Source organism: Actinacidiphila oryziradicis (assembly GCF_005047355.1).
GTDB classification, from domain to species: domain Bacteria; phylum Actinomycetota; class Actinomycetes; order Streptomycetales; family Streptomycetaceae; genus Actinacidiphila; species Actinacidiphila oryziradicis.
On sequence record NZ_SUMC01000002.1, the window covers coordinates 66,995 to 84,944 of the forward strand.

At 70.6% G+C, this 17,950-nt stretch carries 18 protein-coding genes; 6 read left to right on the plus strand and 12 right to left on the minus strand.

Going from position 1 to position 17,950, the window contains the following annotated elements:
- Positions 1-99: 99 nt before the first annotated feature.
- On the plus strand, positions 100-1,812 hold the full coding sequence (locus FCI23_RS02550) for a PH domain-containing protein (RefSeq protein WP_136721776.1): 1,713 nt from the start codon (positions 100-102) through the stop codon (positions 1,810-1,812).
- 215 nt (positions 1,813-2,027) lie between these two features.
- Here the strand turns inward: FCI23_RS02550 and FCI23_RS02555 are convergent, their stop codons facing one another.
- The 5 genes from FCI23_RS02555 to FCI23_RS02575 all read right to left on the minus strand — a co-directional run bounded on the left by FCI23_RS02555 (position 2,028) and on the right by FCI23_RS02575 (position 7,589).
- Positions 2,028-2,804 carry a polyprenol monophosphomannose synthase gene (locus FCI23_RS02555; RefSeq protein WP_136721777.1) on the minus strand — a complete coding sequence of 259 codons (777 nt, stop codon included), beginning with the start codon at positions 2,802-2,804 and terminating at the stop codon, positions 2,028-2,030.
- Positions 2,805-2,880: 76 nt separating this feature from the next.
- Complete coding sequence (locus FCI23_RS02560) at positions 2,881-4,002, minus strand: GuaB3 family IMP dehydrogenase-related protein (RefSeq protein WP_136721778.1); 1,122 nt, start codon at positions 4,000-4,002, stop codon at positions 2,881-2,883.
- Positions 4,003-4,321: 319 nt separating this feature from the next.
- Entirely contained in the window at positions 4,322-5,824 is a 1,503-nt protein-coding gene (gene guaB, locus FCI23_RS02565) for an IMP dehydrogenase (RefSeq protein WP_136721779.1), read from the minus strand.
- Positions 5,825-6,071: 247 nt separating this feature from the next.
- Positions 6,072-6,686, minus strand: coding sequence for a sigma-70 family RNA polymerase sigma factor (locus FCI23_RS02570; RefSeq protein WP_136721780.1), 615 nt, complete (start codon positions 6,684-6,686; stop codon positions 6,072-6,074).
- A 291-nt stretch (positions 6,687-6,977) separates the two neighbouring features.
- Positions 6,978-7,589, minus strand: a complete 612-nt coding sequence (locus FCI23_RS02575) for a response regulator transcription factor (protein WP_003948568.1) — start codon at positions 7,587-7,589, stop codon at positions 6,978-6,980.
- Positions 7,590-8,057: 468 nt separating this feature from the next.
- Here FCI23_RS02575 and FCI23_RS02580 point away from each other — a divergent pair, with 468 nt between their 5' ends.
- The 3 genes from FCI23_RS02580 (at position 8,058) to FCI23_RS02590 (ending at position 10,496) form a co-directional block, all read left to right on the plus strand.
- Positions 8,058-8,366: a WhiB family transcriptional regulator gene (locus FCI23_RS02580; protein WP_136721781.1), complete on the plus strand. Its 309-nt coding sequence runs from the start codon at positions 8,058-8,060 to the stop codon at positions 8,364-8,366.
- A 110-nt stretch (positions 8,367-8,476) separates the two neighbouring features.
- On the plus strand, positions 8,477-9,553 hold the full coding sequence (locus tag FCI23_RS02585) for an aminotransferase class V-fold PLP-dependent enzyme (protein ID WP_136721782.1): 1,077 nt from the start codon (positions 8,477-8,479) through the stop codon (positions 9,551-9,553).
- A 253-nt stretch (positions 9,554-9,806) separates the two neighbouring features.
- Positions 9,807-10,496 (plus strand): MOSC domain-containing protein, encoded by a 690-nt coding sequence (locus FCI23_RS02590; protein ID WP_136721783.1) that lies wholly within the window; start codon positions 9,807-9,809, stop codon positions 10,494-10,496.
- Positions 10,497-10,651: 155 nt separating this feature from the next.
- Here FCI23_RS02590 and groL read toward each other — a convergent pair whose 3' ends face one another.
- Both groL and groES read right to left on the minus strand, forming a co-directional pair.
- A complete protein-coding gene (gene groL, locus FCI23_RS02595) occupies positions 10,652-12,280 on the minus strand; it encodes a chaperonin GroEL (protein ID WP_136721784.1) in 1,629 nt (542 codons plus the stop codon).
- A 127-nt stretch (positions 12,281-12,407) separates the two neighbouring features.
- Complete coding sequence (groES, locus tag FCI23_RS02600) at positions 12,408-12,716, minus strand: co-chaperone GroES (RefSeq protein ID WP_136721785.1); 309 nt, start codon at positions 12,714-12,716, stop codon at positions 12,408-12,410.
- A gap of 237 nt (positions 12,717-12,953) precedes the next feature.
- On the opposite strand from groES, the gene FCI23_RS02605 reads away from it, so the two are divergent.
- Positions 12,954-14,123, plus strand: coding sequence for a class I SAM-dependent methyltransferase (locus FCI23_RS02605; RefSeq protein WP_136721786.1), 1,170 nt, complete (start codon positions 12,954-12,956; stop codon positions 14,121-14,123).
- Positions 14,124-14,219: 96 nt separating this feature from the next.
- Here FCI23_RS02605 and FCI23_RS02610 read toward each other — a convergent pair whose 3' ends face one another.
- From FCI23_RS02610 to tsaB, 5 genes are all read right to left on the minus strand, one after another.
- Complete coding sequence (locus FCI23_RS02610) at positions 14,220-14,354, minus strand: SCO1431 family membrane protein (RefSeq protein WP_136721787.1); 135 nt, start codon at positions 14,352-14,354, stop codon at positions 14,220-14,222.
- A 65-nt stretch (positions 14,355-14,419) separates the two neighbouring features.
- Positions 14,420-14,674, minus strand: a complete 255-nt coding sequence (locus FCI23_RS02615; RefSeq protein WP_136721788.1) for a hypothetical protein — start codon at positions 14,672-14,674, stop codon at positions 14,420-14,422.
- Positions 14,674-15,726 carry a tRNA (adenosine(37)-N6)-threonylcarbamoyltransferase complex transferase subunit TsaD gene (tsaD, locus tag FCI23_RS02620; protein WP_136721789.1) on the minus strand — a complete coding sequence of 351 codons (1,053 nt, stop codon included), beginning with the start codon at positions 15,724-15,726 and terminating at the stop codon, positions 14,674-14,676. The genes FCI23_RS02615 and tsaD overlap by 1 nt, the downstream gene beginning before the upstream one ends.
- Complete coding sequence (rimI, locus tag FCI23_RS02625) at positions 15,719-16,225, minus strand: ribosomal protein S18-alanine N-acetyltransferase (RefSeq protein ID WP_136721790.1); 507 nt, start codon at positions 16,223-16,225, stop codon at positions 15,719-15,721. The genes tsaD and rimI overlap by 8 nt, the downstream gene beginning before the upstream one ends.
- Complete coding sequence (gene tsaB, locus FCI23_RS02630) at positions 16,222-16,875, minus strand: tRNA (adenosine(37)-N6)-threonylcarbamoyltransferase complex dimerization subunit type 1 TsaB (RefSeq protein WP_136721791.1); 654 nt, start codon at positions 16,873-16,875, stop codon at positions 16,222-16,224. Before tsaB ends, rimI begins: the two co-directional genes overlap by 4 nt.
- A 514-nt stretch (positions 16,876-17,389) precedes the next feature.
- Between tsaB and FCI23_RS02635 the strand changes: the two genes are divergently transcribed.
- On the plus strand, positions 17,390-17,950 hold the full coding sequence (locus FCI23_RS02635) for a hypothetical protein (protein ID WP_136721792.1): 561 nt from the start codon (positions 17,390-17,392) through the stop codon (positions 17,948-17,950).

Sequence of the window (17,950 nt, forward strand, 5' to 3'; positions counted from 1 at the left end):
GAGGTGCCCGCACCTTCCTCCACCCCACCTATTCGCGCGGCCTCTTACTCGGCTGACCCTGAGCAGGGGACGCACAGTCGTGACCGCCATAATGCGCGGATGACGCCGAGTTCAGTGCCGTACGCGGATGTGCCCGCGCGCCCCTGGGTGTCCGCCGACGCCGAGCGGTGGGCGAACGCCCGGGTGCCCGCGTGGGCGCGGCCGGTGGGGCCCGCAGCGGTGCTGCTGGTGGCCGTGATCATGGCTGCCGTGATGTTGTCGCCCGGCACGGTGTGCACAGTGGCGGCGCCCTGTGGGGCGCAGTGGCTTGATGCGGCCGGGGCCATGCTCTTCCTGCCACACCTGGTGTGGCTGTTTGTGCTGCCGGAATTCGCTTTGGTGTCGGCGCCGTTGCTGCTGTTCTGGATGGCGAATCCCGGCGTGTGGCAGGGCGGCCGGGCCGAGAAGATCGCGGATGCCATCGTTGTCGCGGCGCTGTGCTGGGGCTGGGCGGCCGTCGTGGCGCGACTACGGACGCGCCGCCGTCGGCGCTCGCTCGTGCTCGACGCGGCCGGCGGCATCACGGCCCCCGCCCCCGCGACGAACGACGTCCGCGCTTGGCGCCGGGGCCTGGTCCACGGCATCGCGGGGGCGATCCTGTGCGCGGCAGCCGGTGCCCTGATCACGACCGTCGTCGTGGCCAACCGGGCGGACGACCGCTTGGCCCGTACGGCCACTCCGCAGAACGCCCGCGTCGTGGCCTACGACACCGACAACTACACCATCACCGTCCGCCTCCCCGACAGCACACGGCACCGGTTCGACACCCAGGGCACTTATCGCGCCGGCAGCACCGTGCCCGTACTGGTGCGCGGCGATTGGCTGCGGCTCGCCACCGAGCCCTACGGCGACCACACCGGCCGCCAGTCCCTCGCCCTCACACTCGCCGGGCTCGGCGTAACCCTGCTCGGCTCGGGCCTGCTCTCCGGCCGCCGGGCGGCCGCGCTGCGCCACGCCCCCGTCCCGGTACTGCGCGTCCTGGCCCGCCACCATCAGGGCCGTACGGAGATATTCGCCGCCCACGACACGGCTGCGCTGCGCCCGGTGCTGAGCTACAGGCCCCACGTCCACACCCGCACGGCACTGCGCCAGGCCCTGCTCTACGGCACACCGAACGAGGGCGGTGAGCTGATCCTGGCGAGCGCCACGGAATCCGGGCACTGGCTCGTCGAGGCCACCGCGTCCCCGATACGGCGCGGCTCCCCCGCCGCCGGCAAGCCCGGCACAGACCGTCCCGGCACAGACCGCGCCGCCGCACACCTCCGGGCCGCCGAGGTCCGCGTCCAGAACGCCCTCGCCACGATGACTCCCGCCACCGGACCGGTCCGCTGGCAAGCGGGACCGGTAGCACGCTCGGTCGGAGCAGTGTTCCTCGTCGTGAGCCTCATGCTGCTGGGGACGCTCTTCACGAGTTCGCACACGTGGTGGCAGCTGCCCATCTGGTCGGTAGGTGGCGTGTACTGGGTGAGCGTCTGCCTCCGGATGATGACCTGGCGGATCACCGCCGACTCCGCCGGACTGCACGTCCGCGGTCTCGGGCGTACCCGTCACCTCCCGTGGGCGGATGTCACCCACGCCGTCTACACCCCCGGAAGTGAACTGGTCGTCCGTTGCCGCACCGGTGTCGACGACACCCGCGTCGGCAGCGTCGGCTTCCCCCCACTGGAGCGGCTGCTGCGCCGCCCCGGCCGCGCCGAGCACGCCGCCGCCGAGATCACCGCCATGGTCCGCGAGCCGATCCTGCGGCCGACAAGCGACACCGGACGCACCTGACCGCCGCGCCCGCTCCGGCCCGCAAAAGGGAGGCTGCCGGTCAGCGGACACGAGCAGCCTCCCCCAGCCTTCGGCCAGAAGTGCCCCGGCGCGGCGGGCGCCGATGACCGTCCGGGCACGGCCTGGGGCCATGGTGAGGCCGTTGGCCTCCTGGCGGCTGGATATGAAGCGCGAGTGCGCCGGTCGAGTTCGAAAAGGACCAGGCCGCCGGGCGCTCAGTCCCGGTTGCGCAGGCGCAGGCGCAAAGGCACAAGGGCGGACTCGATCTGGGTACCGAAGCTCATCTTGGAGACTCCTTCGGTGCGCTCTTCGAAGCGGATGGGAATCTCGACCCCGTTGTGGCCGATGCGAGTCGCCCTGAACTTGAGCTCGACCTGGAAGCTGTAGCCGGCGCTGCCCAGGGTGGAGAGGTCGACGTCGCGGAGGGTCCGGGCGCTCCAGAGATTGAAGCCGGCCGTGATGTCGCGGATTCGCGTCGACAGCACCGTACCGGCGTAGAAATTGGCCCATTTGGACAGCAGGCGGCGGTGCAGCCCCCAGTCCTCGGCGAGGGAGCCGCCGTCGACGTAGCGGCTGCCGACGACAAAGTCGGCGCCGGTGGCGAGGGCGGTGCCGAGCATTTGGGGGACGACATGAACGGGGTGGCTGCCGTCGCCGTCCATTTGGACGATGAAGGCGGCGCCTTCGCCGAGGGCGGCGGTCATGCCGGCGGCGTAGGCGCGGCCGAGGCCGTCCTTGGCGGTGCGGTGGAGGACGCTCATGCGTCTGCGACCGCCTGCGTTGGCCGCATCGGCGAGTTCTTCGGCGACGCGCCCGGTGCCATCGGGGCTGGAGTCATCGACGATCTTGAGGTGGAGCCCGGGGAGCGGCAACGCCAGGACGAGTCCGGCGATACGGGGCAGGTTGGCCGCTTCGTTGTAGGTCGGTATGACGACGGTGACGGCTGTACCGGCCCAGGCTGCGGGCAGATCCGCCGGACGCGAATGGGTCATGAGAGTTTCTCCTTGTCCTCCGCGGTAAAAGCCCGGACCGCGTCCGCGAATCCGGGCCCTTACTACCTCCGCCAGGTCAGCGGTGGTGCGTCGGAGACACCGTCACCTCGACGCGCTGGAACTCCTTGAGGTCGCTGTAGCCGGTGGTGGCCATGGAGCGGCGCAGCGCACCGAAGAAGTTCATCGACCCGTCGGGCGCGTGCGACGGACCGAGCAGGATCTCCTCCGTCGTACCGGCCGTGCCCAGGTTCATACGCTTGCCACGCGGCAGCTCGGTGTTGACCGCCTCCATGCCCCAGTGGAATCCACGGCCGGGCGCGTCGGTCGCACGGGCCAGCGGGGAGCCCATCATCACCGCGTCGGCGCCGCAGGCGACCGCCTTCGGGAGGTCACCGCTGGATCCAAAGCCACCGTCGGCGATCACGTGCACATAGCGGCCGCCGGACTCGTCCATGTAGTCCCGGCGGGCTGCGGCCACATCGGCCACCGCGGTCGCCATCGGCACCTGGATACCCAGCACGCTGCGCGTGGTGTGCGCCGCGCCGCCGCCGAAGCCGACGAGTACGCCCGCCGCGCCCGTACGCATCAGGTGCAGCGCCGCGGTGTATGTGGCGCAGCCGCCGACGATCACCGGGACGTCGAGCTCGTAGATGAACTGCTTCAGGTTGAGCGGCTCGTGCGAGCCGGAGACATGCTCGGCCGACACGGTGGTGCCCCGGATCACGAACAGGTCCACGCCCGCGTCCACCACGGCCTTGCTGAACTGCGCCGTCCGCTGCGGCGAGAGCGCGGCGGCGGTGACCACGCCCGCGTCACGCACCTCCTTGATGCGCTGGCCGATCAGTTCTTCCTTGATCGGGGCCGCGTAGATCTCCTGAAGGCGCCGGGTGGCGGCGGCGTCGTCCAGCTCCGCGATCTCGGCGAGCAGCGGCTCCGGGTCCTCGTACCGCGTCCACAGGCCTTCGAGGTTCAGCACGCCGAGGCCGCCGAGATTGCCGATCCGGATGGCCGTCTCCGGGGACACCACGGAGTCCATCGGCGCCGCGAGGAAGGGCAGCTCAAAGCGGTAGGCGTCGATCTGCCAGGCGATCGAGACCTCTTCCGGGTCCCGTGTGCGCCGGCTGGGGACGACCGCGATGTCGTCAAACGCGTAGGCCCTGCGGCCTCGCTTGCCCCGTCCGATCTCGATCTCAGTCACAGCGTGTGCCTTTCCTTGCGGTCTGCGGTCCCCAGTATCCCCCGCGCTGCCCTCGCCGGGCAGGCCGGGACGATGCCGGGTACGCCCGGCGCGGCTTGCGTTTGTCCGGCTGGACCGGCGCGGCAGGGTGTCCCCGGTGCTGGCGCGCCGATTCCGGTGCGAGGGTGGCAAACAAGAGGTGCGCCCGTCCGGCGTTTGCGGGGGGCACCTCCTGGGGGCACCTCCCGGCCGAAGGCTGGGGGAGGTAGCTGGGGGAGGATCGGCAACCCCGGCGCCGGGGCCACCCGGCGCCGCACCGGCCAGCCCGGCGAGGGCAACGTCAGCGCGCGGAGTAGTTAGGCGCCTCGGTGGTCATCTGGATGTCGTGCGGGTGGCTCTCCTTGAGCCCGGCGGCCGTGATCCGAACAAAGCGCCCCTTGGCCTTCAGCTCGGGGACGGTCGCGGAGCCGACGTAGCCCATGGAGGAGCGGAGGCCGCCGATGAGCTGGTGGACGACGCCGGAGAGCGGGCCGCGGTAGGGGACCTGGCCCTCGATGCCCTCGGGGACGAGCTTGTCCTCGGAGAGGACGTTGTCCTGGAAGTAGCGGTCCTTGGAGTAGGACTTGGCCTGGCCACGGGACTGCATGGCGCCCAGCGAACCCATGCCGCGGTAGGACTTGAACTGCTTGCCGTTGATGAAGAGCAGTTCGCCCGGCGACTCCTCGCAGCCCGCCAGCAGGCTGCCGAGCATGACGGTGTCCGCGCCGGCCGCGATCGCCTTGGCGATGTCGCCGGAGTACTGGAGGCCGCCGTCGCCGATGAGCGGGACGCCGGCCGGGCCGGCCGCGAGGGAGGCCTGGTAGATGGCGGTGACCTGCGGCGCACCGACGCCGGCGACGACTCGGGTCGTACAGATGGAGCCGGGGCCCACGCCCACCTTGATGCCGTCGGCGCCGGCGTCGATCAGGGCCTGGGCACCGTCACGCGTGGCGACATTGCCGGCCACGACCTCGGTGCGGATGTTCGCCCTGACCTTGGCGACCATGTCGAGGATGCCGCGGCTGTGGCCATGCGCACTGTCGATGACGAGGAAATCGGCACCGGCCTCGACCAGCGCCTGGGCACGGGTGTACGCCTCGTCGCCGACACCGACCGCGGCGCCGACCAGCAGGCGGCCCTCGGCGTCCTTGGCGGCGCCGGGGTACTTCTCGGCCTTGACGAAGTCCTTGACGGTGATCAGGCCCTTGAGGCGGCCCTCGTCGTCGGTCAGCGGCAGCTTCTCGATCTTGTGGCGGCGCAGCAGCTCGAAGGCGTCCTCGCCGGAGATCCCGACCCGGCCGGTGACCAGCGGCATCGGGGTCATGACCTCCCGCACCTGGCGGGCCCGGTCCGTCTCGAACACCATGTCGCGGTTGGTGACGATGCCGAGCAGCTTGCCGCCGCCGTCGGTGACCGGCACGCCGCTGATCCGGAACTTGGCGCAGAGCGCGTCCGCCTCCGCGAGCGTGGCGTCCGGGTGGACGGTGATCGGGTCCGTCACCATGCCGGATTCGGAGCGCTTGACCAGGTCGACCTGGTTGATCTGGTCCTCGATGGAGAGGTTGCGGTGCAGTACGCCGACGCCGCCCTGGCGGGCCATCGCGATGGCCATCCGAGCCTCGGTGACCTTGTCCATCGCGGCGGACAGCAGCGGGATGTTCACGCTGATGTTCCGGGTGATGCGGGAGGACGTATCGACCTGGTTGGGCACCACGTCGGACGCGCCCGGGAGCAGCAGCACGTCGTCGTAGGTGAGTCCGAGCAGTCCGAATTTCTCGGCTGCTCCGTCGGCGTTCAGCGACATGACACCTTCCCAATGGTCTTGCCCGGCGAGATGTTCAATGCTAATGGCTCCGCCGGGTGCCGGGTACGCCTACGGCCCGGCCCGCGCTTCCGGCCCGCTGGGGCGTGTTTTGCGCCAGGGCCGTATGGGCCGAGCCCGTCCGGAGGACAGAACGCCGAGCCCGTCCGGAGGACAGACCGAGCCCGTCCGGAGGACAGAACGCCGAGCCCGTCCGGAGGACAGACCGAGCCCGTCCGGAGGACAGAACTCAGCCCGCCCGGCGGGTGAGGGCGTCCGCCGTCTCCTCCGCCAACGCCCGCAACCGGCTGAGCGCCCGGTGCTGGGCGACCCGGACGGCCCCCGGCGACATGCCGAGCACCTGTCCGGTCTCCTCCGCCGTGAGGCCGACGGCAACCCGCAGCAGCACCAGCTCCCGCTGGTTGTCGGGCAGATTGGCCAGCAGCTTCTTCGCCCAGGCGGCGTCGCTGCTCAGCAGGGCCCGTTCCTCGGGGCCGAGGGAGTCGTCCGGCTGTTCCGGCATCTCGTCCGAGGGGACGGCCGTGCTGCCGGGCCCGCGCATCGCGGCCCGCTGGAGGTCGGCGACCTTGTGGGCGGCGATGCCGAAGACGAAGGCCTCGAAGGGCCGCCCCTGGTCCCGGTAGCGCGGCAGCGCGCACAGGACGGCGAGGCAGACCTCTTGTGCGAGGTCGTCCACGAAGTGGCGCGCGTCGCCGGGCAGCCGGTTGAGCCGGGTGCGGCAGTAACGCTCGGCCAGTGGATGTACCTGGGCCAATAGGTCGTGCGTCGCCCGTTCGTCGCCGTCGACGGCGCGACGGACCAGAGCACCGATGACTGTGCTGTTGCCGGTCGCCTCGTCGCGCATCCGTCCATAGTGCCTCGCCGCAGGACGATCCGTCGCATCCCAGCCGGACTTCTGCTCCGAAGCGTTATGAGAGATCGCACCCGTAGCCGTCATGTCATGCACCCGCCACCCCGCCCGCCCATCCCCGAGGAATTCCATACATCAAGCATGCGTCCTCTCCCGGGAAACCGGATACGCGCAGGGTAAGTGCATAGTCAGCTCACAGCCGCACCAGCGTCGGCGGGCGCTCCCGGACCGTGTCCGGCCGATCATGAACGATGGCTCGAACGCCCATGATCGGCCGGACAGGCCCTAGCGGACCAGGCCCCAGCGAAAGCCGAGCGCGACGGCATGCGCCCGGTCCGAGGCGCCGAGCTTCTTGAACAGCCGACGGGCATGGGTCTTCACGGTGTCCTCGGAGAGGAAGAGTTCACGGCCGATCTCGGCGTTCGACCGTCCATGGCTCATACCTTCCAAAACCTGGATCTCGCGGGCGGTCAGCGTCGGGGCCGCGCCCATCTCCGCCGAGCGAAGCCGGCGCGGAGCCAGCCGCCAGGTCGGGTCGGCCAGGGCCTGGGTGACCGTGGCCCGCAGTTCGGCGCGCGAGGCGTCCTTGTGCAGATAGCCACGGGCGCCGGCCGCCACAGCGAGCGCGACACCGTCCAGGTCCTCGGCGACGGTGAGCATGATGATGCGCGCCCCGGGGTCGGCGGACAGCAGCCGCCGTACCGTTTCCACACCCCCGAGGCCGGGCATGCGCACGTCCATGAGAATGAGGTCCGAGCGGTCCGCACCCCAGCGGCGGAGGACTTCCTCGCCGTTGGCCGCGGTCGTTACGCGCTCGACGCCGGGCACGGTAGCCACCGCGCGGCGCAGGGCCTCTCGGGCAAGCGGGGAGTCGTCGCAGACGAGGACGGAAGTCATGACCGTCCTCCGCAGCTGATCCGCGTCACGTTGAGCCTCCAGGCTGTACGAATCGTCACCAGTGGGGCTGACGGCTTCGGGCACCCGCCCGATTGGCCCCACCGTCAAGCACTTCCGCACTCCTAACGACCCTCACTCGAAAGAGTTACGAAGTTTGGCAGGCGCCTCCAGCACTCTATGTGAGCGTTCCGGCACTCACCGACTAGGCCGCAGGTCCGGTAGGCGCACCGGGCCCCGCGCGGGAGCACATCGCGCGCCCGCTTCCCCGGCGTGCCCCCCGCCAACCGGGGGGAAATGTAATGGTTTGCCGGTTTGGCTGCTTTTTGCCTGTATGGCGGGACTTCGATACAGAAGATGTGATGAATCATATTTACATCTACTTCGATAGTAGATGTACCGTCGGGGCAGCTGCCCTCACACGACCTCTCACCACCCGCACACGCAGCCCACCTCATGAGGAGATGAGCAATGGCAGACTTCTCCCGCCTCCCGGGCCCGAACGCCGACCTCTGGGACTGGCAGCTGGTCGCCGCCTGCCGCGGTGTCGACAGCTCTCTGTTCTTCCACCCCGAGGGGGAGCGAGGCGCCGCCCGCAGTGCGCGCGAAGCTTCGGCGAAGGAGGTGTGCATGCGCTGTCCCGTACGAGCGGAGTGCGCTACCCACGCTCTGGCGGTCCGCGAGCCCTACGGGGTCTGGGGTGGGCTGACCGAGGACGAGCGCGAAGAGATGATGGGGCGCTCCCGCAACCGGCTGGTCAGCACCACGCACACCGACTGAAGAATCGTTTCAGCGAACCTCTGCCGCTGGCCACGAGGGTGCCGTCGGTGTCGACGGCACGCCGCGCGCACTGTGGACTTCGGCACCGGGCCGCGTCACGCTGATGGCTCATGGAGACCAATTTCGCCGAACTTGTCGATGCGGAATTCGCGCTCGAACCCGGAATCACCTACCTCAACACCGCCTCGCTGGGGATCGGCCCGCAGCGCGCCGCCGCTGCCCTGCACCACGGCGCCGACGCCTGGACCTCCGGCCGGTCCACCTTCGCCGAGGCCGAGGCCGCAGTGGACTCCGTGCGCCGGGCGTACGCCCGGCTCACAAATGTGCCCCCCGACCGTGTCGCGGTCGGCTCAACTGTCTCGGCCCACGTCGGGCTGATCGCTGCGGCCCTGCCGGAGGGCGCCGAGGTGCTCATCGCCGACGACGACTTCGCCTCGCTCGTCACCCCCTTCGCCACCCGGCACGACGTGAAGCTGCGCTCCGTCCCCCTCGAACGGCTCGCCGACGCCGTACGGCCCGGGACAGATCTCGTCGCCGTCAGCGCAGTGCAGTCCGTCGACGGCCGGACCGCCGATCTCACCGCCCTCCGGCACGCCGCCGAGGCCGCCGGGGCCCGCGTCCTCCTCGACGCCACCCAGGCCGCGGGATGGCTGCCCCTGCAGGCCGACGGCTTCGACTACGTGGTCTGCGGGGCCTACAAATGGCTTCTCTGCCCGCGCGGCGTCTCCCTCCTCACCGTCCGCGAAGGCTCCGAGGACGGGATCTCCCCCCACTTCGCCGGCTGGTACAACGCCGACGACATCTGGGCCGATCTCTACGGCCCGATCCCCGAGGGCAGCCTCGCCTCCTCCGCCCGGCGGTTCGACTCCGCCCCGTCCTACCTTCCCTATCTCGGGGCTGCCCGGTCACTCGCCCTCGTCGAAGAGCTCGGCATCGACGCCATCCGCGCCCATGACGTCGCTCTCGCCGAGCGTTTCCATGCCGGGCTCGCCTCGCTCGGCCTTGACGCCCCTTCGCGCGGCAGCGCGATCGTCGCTGTGCCCGGCCTCGGGCGGCTCGCGGCGCCACTCGCCGATGCCGGCATCTTCGTCGCGACGCGGGGCGGGCGTCTGCGGGCGGCGTTTCATCTCTACAACGGGACCGCGGATGTGGACCGCTTGCTCGACGCGGTGGCAGGGCGGCTCTAGGTCCTGTCCGGGCGATCTCCGCGGGAGAAGGAGCGGGGTCCGGTGCCTGCGATCGCAAGGCGGAGGAAGGAAGCGACGCGATGGGGGTCCCCCCTGCTCGAGCGGAGCCGAGAGCTTGGTGGGGGCACCTCCCAGCCGCCAGGCTGGGGGAGCGCCGCGGGGCAGGCGGGGTTTGCCGGACAGGGCCTAACCCGTCCGCCCGGGCGCCGGAAAACCGGTGGGGCGGGCGGAGGGCCGAAGATACCGTCCTCGGATGCAGGTACTGACGGTAAATGTGGGCCATCCGCGGCCGAACCCCTGGAAGGGCCTGGCGGCGACCGGCATCGACAAGCGTCCGGTGGAGGGCCCGGTGGCCGTGAGCGCGCCGGGCCCCAAGGGCACGGGGGCGGTGGGGCTGGCCGGGGACCGGGTATACGACGTGCGGCATCACGGCGGCACGGACCAGGCGGTGTACGCCTACGCACGCGAAGACCTGGACGGCTGGGAGCGGGAGCTCACCCGCGAACTGCGGAACGGCGCGTTCGGTGAGAACCTCACCACCGGCGGGATCGATGTGAACGCGGCGCTGATCGGAGAGCGCTGGCGCATCGGCCGGGACGTGGTGCTGGAAGTCTCCTGCGCCCGGATCCCGTGCTCGACCTTCCAGGGCTGGCTGGACCGTGCGGGCTGGCTCAGGCGGTTCACACAGGAGGCCCGCCCCGGCGCATACCTGAGGGTGATCGAACCCGGCGATATCCGCGCCGGGGACCCGATCACCGTCGTACACCGGCCGGACCACGAAGTGACGGTGGCGCTGGGCTTCCGCGCGCTGACGACGCGTCCGGAGCTGCTCCCCCGGCTGCTGCCGGCGGCGGACGCGCTGCCGGAGGAGACCGTGGCGAGGATCCATGAGCGCATGGCCCCGGGCCTGGGGCACGAGGAGGATCAGGCCCCGGAGGATTAGGCTGGTATTTGAGCCTTGATCCGGAGCGCGGGGTCGCCCGTGGGAGGCGCGAGGCACCGTTGATCAAGCAATAGAGACCCGCAAGGGGCAGAAGGCCTCTGTTCCCGCCGCTCACGAGCGGGAACAGAGGCCTTCTCTTGGATCAGGCGCGTGCGTCAGTGGGAGTGGCCGTGACCATGGCCGTGACCCGCGTCGGCCGGCTCCTCTTCCTTCTTCTCGACCACAAGGGTCTCGGTGGTGAGGAGGAGGGACGCGATGGACGCGGCGTTCTCCAGCGCGGAGCGGGTGACCTTGACCGGGTCGATGACGCCGGCCTTCACCAGGTCGCCGTACTCGCCGGTCGCGGCGTTGAAGCCGTGGTTCTTCTCCAGCTCGGCGACCTTCGCGGTGATGACGTAGCCCTCGAGGCCCGCGTTCTCGGCGATCCAGCGCAGCGGCTCGACGGCGGCGCGGCGGACGACCGCAACACCGGTGGCCTCGTCGCCGGTCTTGCCGAGGTTGTCCTCCAGGACCTTGACGGCGTGGACGAGCGCGGAGCCACCACCGGAGACGATGCCCTCCTCGACCGCGGCGCGGGTCGCGGAGATGGCGTCCTCCAGACGGTGCTTCTTCTCCTTGAGCTCGACCTCGGTGGCCGCACCGACACGGATCACGCACACGCCGCCGGCCAGCTTCGCGAGGCGCTCCTGGAGCTTCTCGCGGTCCCAGTCGGAGTCGGTGTTGGCGATCTCGGCCTTGATCTGGGCGATGCGGCCCTCGATCTCGGCCTTGTCGCCGGCACCGTCGACGATGGTGGTCTCGTCCTTGGTGACGGTGACCCGGCGGGCGGTGCCCAGCAGGTCCAGATCGGCCTGCTCGAGCTTGAGGCCGACCTCCTCGGCGATGACGGTCGCACCGGTGAGGGTGGCGATGTCGCCGAGCATGGCCTTGCGACGGTCGCCAAAGCCGGGGGCCTTGACGGCGACCGCGTTGAAGGTGCCACGGATCTTGTTGACGACGAGGGTGGAGAGCGCCTCGCCGTCGACGTCCTCGGCGATGATCAGCAGCGGGCGGGAGGAACCGGCCTGGATGACCTTCTCCAGCAGGGGCAGCAGCTCCTGGATGGAGCTGATCTTGCCCTGGGTGACCAGGATGTACGGGTCGTCCAGGACAGCCTCGAGGCGCTCCTGGTCGGTGACGAAGTACGGGGACAGATAGCCCTTGTCGAAGGCCATGCCCTCGGTGAAGTCCAGCTCCAGGCCGAAGGTGTTGGACTCCTCGACGGTGATCACACCGTCCTTGCCGACCTTGTCGATCGCCTCGGCGATCAGCTCGCCGACCTGCTTGTCCTGGGCGCTGAGCGCGGCCACGGCCGCGACATCTTCCTTGCCCTCGATCGGGCGGGCGGTGGCGAGCAGCTCGTCCGAGACAGCCTTGACGGCCGCGTCGATGCCCTTCTTGAGCGAGGCGGGGGAGGCGCCCGCGGCGACATTGCGCAGGCCCTCGCGGACCAGTGCCTGGGCCAGCACGGTGGCGGTGGTGGTGCCGTCACCCGCGATGTCGTTGGTCTTGGTCGCCACCTCCTTCACCAGCTGGGCGCCCAGGTTCTCGTACGGGTCGTCGAGTTCCACCTCACGGGCGATGGTCACGCCGTCGTTGGTGATCGTCGGCGCGCCGAACTTCTTGTCGATGACGACATTGCGGCCCTTGGGGCCGATGGTCACCTTCACGGTGTCGGCGAGCTTGTTGACGCCGCGCTCAAGGGCGCGACGGGCGTCCTCGTCGAACTTCAGGGTCTTGGCCATGCCTGGAGTACTTCCTCGTCTTCTTCGTCGTCTACGTACGTCTACGTCGGCTGCGCCGTGAACGGCCACGCCCCGGGTCCCCGGTCTGGACGACGCGGATGACCCGGGGCGCGCTACTGCCTTGGTATTACTTCTCGATGATCGCGAGAACGTCGCGAGCCGAGAGGACGAGGTACTCCTCGCCGTTGTACTTCACCTCGGTGCCGCCGTACTTGCTGTACAGCACGACGTCGCCGACGTTGACGTCGAGCGGAAGGCGCTTGCCGTCCTCGAAGCGGCCCGGACCGACGGCAAGGATGACGCCCTCCTGGGGCTTCTCCTTGGCGGTGTCCGGAATGACCAGGCCCGAGGCCGTGGTCTGCTCGGCCTCGAGCGGCTGGACCACAACACGGTCCTCAAGCGGCTTGATGGCAACCTTGGTGCTGGCGGTCGTCACGATCCGACCTCCCCCTTCAAAGGGCTTACGGGAGTGTCTGTATGGGGTGGCGACCTGGTAGGCCCGTCGTCGCGGGTGCCGGACCTGCCCGTCGCTGTGTGTTTGGCACTCGGCAGTGCTGAGTGCCAGTTCTGAGACTAGGACGGACTTAGCACTCGGTCAAGTAGAGTGCCAACGCGTCGCCCCGGCGGTTTGTTGACGGCGGCTCGGGCACCACGGCTCGTTCACAATGACTGTGTGGATCTCGAAGCGTTCTCCGCGCTGCTGACCGGCCAGGGCCAGGCCCTGCTGGCCGGGCTGCGCGACTACGACCCCGCCCAGGAGCTCGGGACAGCGACAAGACTGCGCCGCGAGCACCCCGCGGCGCTGGTATCGGCGGCGCTCGCCCAGGCGCGGCTGCGGCAGCGGGGGGCGGCGAAGTTCGGCGAGGACGCCTACCGCATGTACTTCACGCCGGACGGCGTCGAGCAGGCCACCCGCACCTCCGTCGCCGCCCACCGCGCCGCCCGCTTCACCGCGCTGGGAGTGCGGCGGGTCGCCGACCTGTGCGGCGGTATCGGCGGCGACGCGATAGCGCTGGCTCGGGCCGGGGTGAAGGTGCTGGCCGTCGACCGCTCCCCGCTGACCTGCGCGGTCGCGAACGCCAACGCGCGGGCGCTGGGGCTGGAGGGGCTGATCGAGGTGCGGTGCGCGGATGTCACGGAGGTTGACACAGGTGCGTACGACGCCGTGTTCGTCGACCCGGCACGGCGCGGCGGCAGGGGCCGGATCTTCGACCCCGAGGCGTACTCACCGCCGCTGTCGTGGGCCGTCGCGGCCGCCCGCAAGGCACCGTACGCGGCCCTGAAGATCGCCCCGGGCATACCCCACGAGGCCGTACCCGAGGAGGCCGAGGCCGAGTGGGTCTCCGACCGGGGCGATGTGAAGGAGGCCGTGCTCTGGTTCGGCACCGCCCCCGGTGCCCGGCGCGCGACCTTGCTGCCATCGGGAGCGTCCCTGGTCGGCGAGGGACTCCAGGACCCCGCCGCGCGGCCCGTGGGGCGGTATCTGTACGAGCCCGACGGCGCCGTCATCCGCGCCCACCTGGTCGCGGACATCGCGCGGACGCTGGGGGGCGGGCTCATCGACGAGACCATCGCCTACATCACGGCCGACGAGCTGCGGCCGACGCCTTACGCGACCCCGTACGAGATCACCGATGTGCTGCCCTTCAACCTGAAGCGGCTCAAGGCGCTGCTGCGCGAGCGCCGGGTCGGGACCGCCGTCATCAAGAAGCGCGGTTCGGCGGTCGAGCCGGAGGAACTGCGCAAGCGGCTCAGACTCGAAGGAGTGAACACCTGCGTGATCGTCCTCACCCGCGTCGCGGGGGCTCCGATGATGCTGCTGGGGAACCCGGCCCAGGCGTAGCCTGGCACCTCGTCCGAGCTGGGCGGCAAGGTGCCGCTCCCCGATCCCTACCCGGTGCTGGACACCTCGGCCCTGCTGCCCTGAGCCCCGACCGGGCTACAACAGCCCCAGGCTGGTGACGAGCACGGCGAGCAGGACCACCAGCGCCCAGCCGATCGCATGCTCCAGCACATTGCCGCTGTCGTCCTTCGGTCCGCCAGTACGCGCCCGGGGCGCCGCCATCTCGGTCATCCCACAACCGTAAAGCGCCGTTCGCCCCATTACGGCCACAGGTGACCCAATTCACCACTCATGTGCTACGAGCCGAGTGACTCGAAGCGCCAGCGGTGCGGCGGACGGCTCACCAAGCCGCCGTCCGGCTCGGGGAGTTCCGGGAGTTCGGCGTCGTACGGCGCGTCCCACCAGGTGATCACAAGGACGCGGTTCCCAGGGGCGGTAAGGGTCTCGCGGCGCAGCGGCGGGGCGGAGAGTTCCTGCCCCCGTACCCACTCCAGCAGTTCGGTCCCCCGGCCCTCCGCCGCGCGGGCCTCCCACATCAGGGCGACGGCCATCAGTGGGTGTGTCCCGGTACGGAGACCTCGGTGACTGGCAGCGAGGAGTCGGCGGGCAGGTCCCAGGTGGACGCCGGGCGGCCCCGGGCGACCATCTCCGCGCCCAGCGCGGCCACCATCGCGCCATTGTCCGTGCAGAGCCCCGGCCTCGGCACCCGGAGCACGATGCCGGCGTCGGCGCAGCGTTCCTGGGCCAGCGACCGCAGCCGCGAATTCGCGGCGACACCGCCGCCGATCATCAGATGATCCACGCCGTTGTCCTTGCAGGCGCGGACGGCCTTCCGGGTCAGCACATCGACAACCGCCTCCTGGAAGGACGCGGCCACGTCGGCGACCGGCACCGCCACCCCCTCCCGGCGCTTGCCCTCCACCCAGCGCGCGACAGCGGTCTTCAGACCCGAGAAGGAGAAGTCATAGATCGGGTCGCGGCCCCCCGTGAGGCCGCGCGGGAAGCGGATGGCCCCGGGGTCGCCGTCGCGCGCCTGGCGGTCGATGGCCGGGCCGCCGGGGAAGCCGAGGCCCAGCACCCGGGCGACCTTGTCGAAGGCCTCGCCCGCCGCATCGTCGATGGTCGAGCCGAGCGGCCGCACATCGGTGGTGATATCGGGCGCGAGCAGCAGTGACGAGTGTCCGCCGGAGACCAGCAGCGCCATGGTCGGCTCGGGCAGCGCACCGTGTTCCAACTGGTCGACGCAGATGTGGGAGGCCAGGTGATTGACGCCGTAGAGCGGCTTTCCCAGGGCGTACGCATACGCCTTCGCCGCCGATACGCCCACCAGTAGCGCCCCCGCCAGCCCCGGCCCCGCCGTGACGGCGATACCGTCCAAGTCCGAAGCGGCGACACCGGCGTCCTTCAGGGCGCGCTGGATGGTCGGCACCATCGCCTCAAGGTGCGCCCGGCTCGCCACCTCCGGCACGACGCCGCCGAAACGGGCGTGCTCGTCGACGCTGGAGGCGATGGCGTCGGCGAGGAGAGTGTGGCCCCGGACGATGCCGACACCGGTCTCGTCGCACGAGGTTTCGATGCCGAGGACAAGAGGCTCGTCAGCCATGGATCTCTGTTCCTTGTACGGAGGAAGGGTCGGTCAGCCGCATCACCAGCGCGTCGACATTGCCCGGCTGGTAGTAGCCACGCCGGAAGCCGATCGACTCGAAGCCGAAACGGGTGTAGAGGCGCTGGGCACGCTCGTTGTCCACCCGCACTTCGAGCAGCACCTCATGGCACTCGAAAGAGGTGGCCTGGCGCAGCAGTTCCCGCAACAGCCTGGCGCCGAGGCCGGTGCCCCACTGGCCCCGGGCCGTGCCGATCGTCTGTATGTCGCCGGTCCCGGCGATCGCGGCGAGCCCCCCATAGCCCGCGACACGCCCGGACTCGTCCTCGGCCACCACATAGTGACGCGTTGCGTCGGGGTGGCGCGCGTCGGCCAGTTCCGACCAGAACATGCCGCGCGACCAGGCATCGTCCGGGAAGAGCTCGTGTTCCAGCTCCATCACCGCATCGATGTCCCACCAGCGCATCTCGCGCAACACAATGCTTGTTACGGCGTTCATTTCGGCAGGACCGCCTTGTAGCCAGCCGGCACTTGAGCGTCCGGCCGCCGCAGATACAGCGGCAGCGCCGGCAGGAACTCCTCGCCCTCCGCCAGCTTCAAGGCGGCCAACGCCGCCAGAGCCCCGGCCGACTGATGCCCAGGCGGTCGTACGTCCGTGAACACATCCGGATACAGCGCAGCCCCCGCGCCCACCGCCGGCAGCCCGGCAACAGCCCCTGCGATCTTCGCCGGACGGTCCACGGCGGCCTCGGTGACCCGGGTACGGGCGTTCAAGTACCGCGCCCAGTACACCTCTTTCCGCCGCGCATCGGTCGCGACGACGAACGGCTCGTCCAGGCCGGCCGCGTAAGCGATGCCGTCCAGCGTGCACACCCCGTGCACCGGCACCCCCAGCGCGTCCCCGAACGCCGCGGCCGTCACCAGGCCGACTCTCAGCCCCGTGTACGGCCCCGGCCCGACCCCGACCACGATGCCGGTCACCGCGTCGAGCTTCACCCCCGCCTCCCCCAGCACCCGGTCCACGGCGGGCATCAGCAGTTCCCCGTGCCGCCGCGCGTCGACGGTCGTCGATTCGGCGAGCACACCCTGCCCGTCGTGCAGGGCGGCGGTGACGGCGGGAGTGGCGGTATCAAAGGCGAGCAGCAGCACGACCACAGCCTACGGCGCGGGAGTCCCCCCACCGGCCCCAAGACGCAGCCTGGCAGCCCGCTGCCGCCGTCTTGTCACCCCTTACCGGCCGTGAGCCCGCGACGAGACGCAAGGGGGGCGGGACAGGCCCTAGTGCCCGTACGGGCACTAGGGCCTGTCCGGCCGATCTCCGTGGGAGAAGGAGCGGGGTCTGGCGCCTGTGATCGCAAGGCGGAGGAGGGAGGCGACGCGGAGCGTCGTCGACTGACGACAACGCCGCGAGCTCCCCCAGCTACCGCTGGGAGGTGCCCCCAGTGCCAGGGCACGCGACGCCGCGGAGATCGGCCGGACAGGCCCTAAAGCGACGCAGGGCGGGTGGCCACACGGCGGCAGCCGCAAATCGACCGCAGCGCCGCCCGCTAGGGCCCACGCCGCCCCACCCCGACCCACCCGCACCGGTGTGCGCCTTCCGGCGCCGAGTAACGGCCGGGCGCTGCTAACGTCGCAACAGAGCGCAAACCCCTCCGGAGGAGAAATGGCAAGGATCAGCCCGGGGACCATCGTGGCCGGCCTCACCGCGGCCGCGGTGGCCGCGATCGCCGCGCTGGCTGTCCAGGCGTCGGGCGCGGCACCGATCGCCCGCCCGGGCAACCCCGGTGGAGCGGCGGCCTCGCCCTCCACTGCCTCGTCGCAATCGACGGCGAAGGCGAAGGCCAACGCGTTGCCGGGCGGCTCCGGAAGCGGCCTGCGCGTCGTGTACTCGCTCGGCGAGAACCGGGTCTGGCTGGTGGACGCGGCCGGCAAGGCGACCCGCACCTTCCTGGTCACCCCCGGCACCGTCGATCCCGCGCTCGGCTCGTACACCGTGACGTCACGCACCGCACAGGGCCTGGGCGGCGACGGGGTGTCGATCGAGCATGTGGTGCGGTTCGCGACGCACAACGGTGTGATCATCGGCTTCAGCGCGGCGCAGGACGGCTCACTGCCCACCCCGAACCCCGCGCAGAAGACCGGCGGCATTCGCGAAAAGCGGGCGGACGGCACAGCGGTGTGGGACACGGCGGTGACCGGAACAAAGGTCGTCGTAGTGAAGTAA

Bases quoted from the DNA above. Each gene is read 5' to 3' on its own strand.
- FCI23_RS02550 (WP_136721776.1), top strand. From the start codon at position 100: ATGACGCCGAGTTCAGTGCCGTACGCGGATGTGCCCGCGCGCCCCTGG.
- FCI23_RS02555 (WP_136721777.1), bottom strand. From the start codon at position 2,804: ATGACCCATTCGCGTCCGGCGGATCTGCCCGCAGCCTGGGCCGGTACA.
- guaB (WP_136721779.1), bottom strand. From the start codon at position 5,824: ATGTCGCTGAACGCCGACGGAGCAGCCGAGAAATTCGGACTGCTCGGA.
- FCI23_RS02570 (WP_136721780.1), bottom strand. From the start codon at position 6,686: ATGCGCGACGAGGCGACCGGCAACAGCACAGTCATCGGTGCTCTGGTC.
- FCI23_RS02575 (WP_003948568.1), bottom strand. From the start codon at position 7,589: ATGACTTCCGTCCTCGTCTGCGACGACTCCCCGCTTGCCCGAGAGGCC.
- FCI23_RS02580 (WP_136721781.1), top strand. From the start codon at position 8,058: ATGGCAGACTTCTCCCGCCTCCCGGGCCCGAACGCCGACCTCTGGGAC.
- FCI23_RS02585 (WP_136721782.1), top strand. From the start codon at position 8,477: ATGGAGACCAATTTCGCCGAACTTGTCGATGCGGAATTCGCGCTCGAA.
- FCI23_RS02590 (WP_136721783.1), top strand. From the start codon at position 9,807: ATGCAGGTACTGACGGTAAATGTGGGCCATCCGCGGCCGAACCCCTGG.
- groL (WP_136721784.1), bottom strand. From the start codon at position 12,280: ATGGCCAAGACCCTGAAGTTCGACGAGGACGCCCGTCGCGCCCTTGAG.
- FCI23_RS02610 (WP_136721787.1), bottom strand. From the start codon at position 14,354: ATGACCGAGATGGCGGCGCCCCGGGCGCGTACTGGCGGACCGAAGGAC.
- FCI23_RS02615 (WP_136721788.1), bottom strand. From the start codon at position 14,674: ATGGCCGTCGCCCTGATGTGGGAGGCCCGCGCGGCGGAGGGCCGGGGG.
- tsaD (WP_136721789.1), bottom strand. From the start codon at position 15,726: ATGGCTGACGAGCCTCTTGTCCTCGGCATCGAAACCTCGTGCGACGAG.
- rimI (WP_136721790.1), bottom strand. From the start codon at position 16,225: ATGAACGCCGTAACAAGCATTGTGTTGCGCGAGATGCGCTGGTGGGAC.
- FCI23_RS02635 (WP_136721792.1), top strand. From the start codon at position 17,390: ATGGCAAGGATCAGCCCGGGGACCATCGTGGCCGGCCTCACCGCGGCC.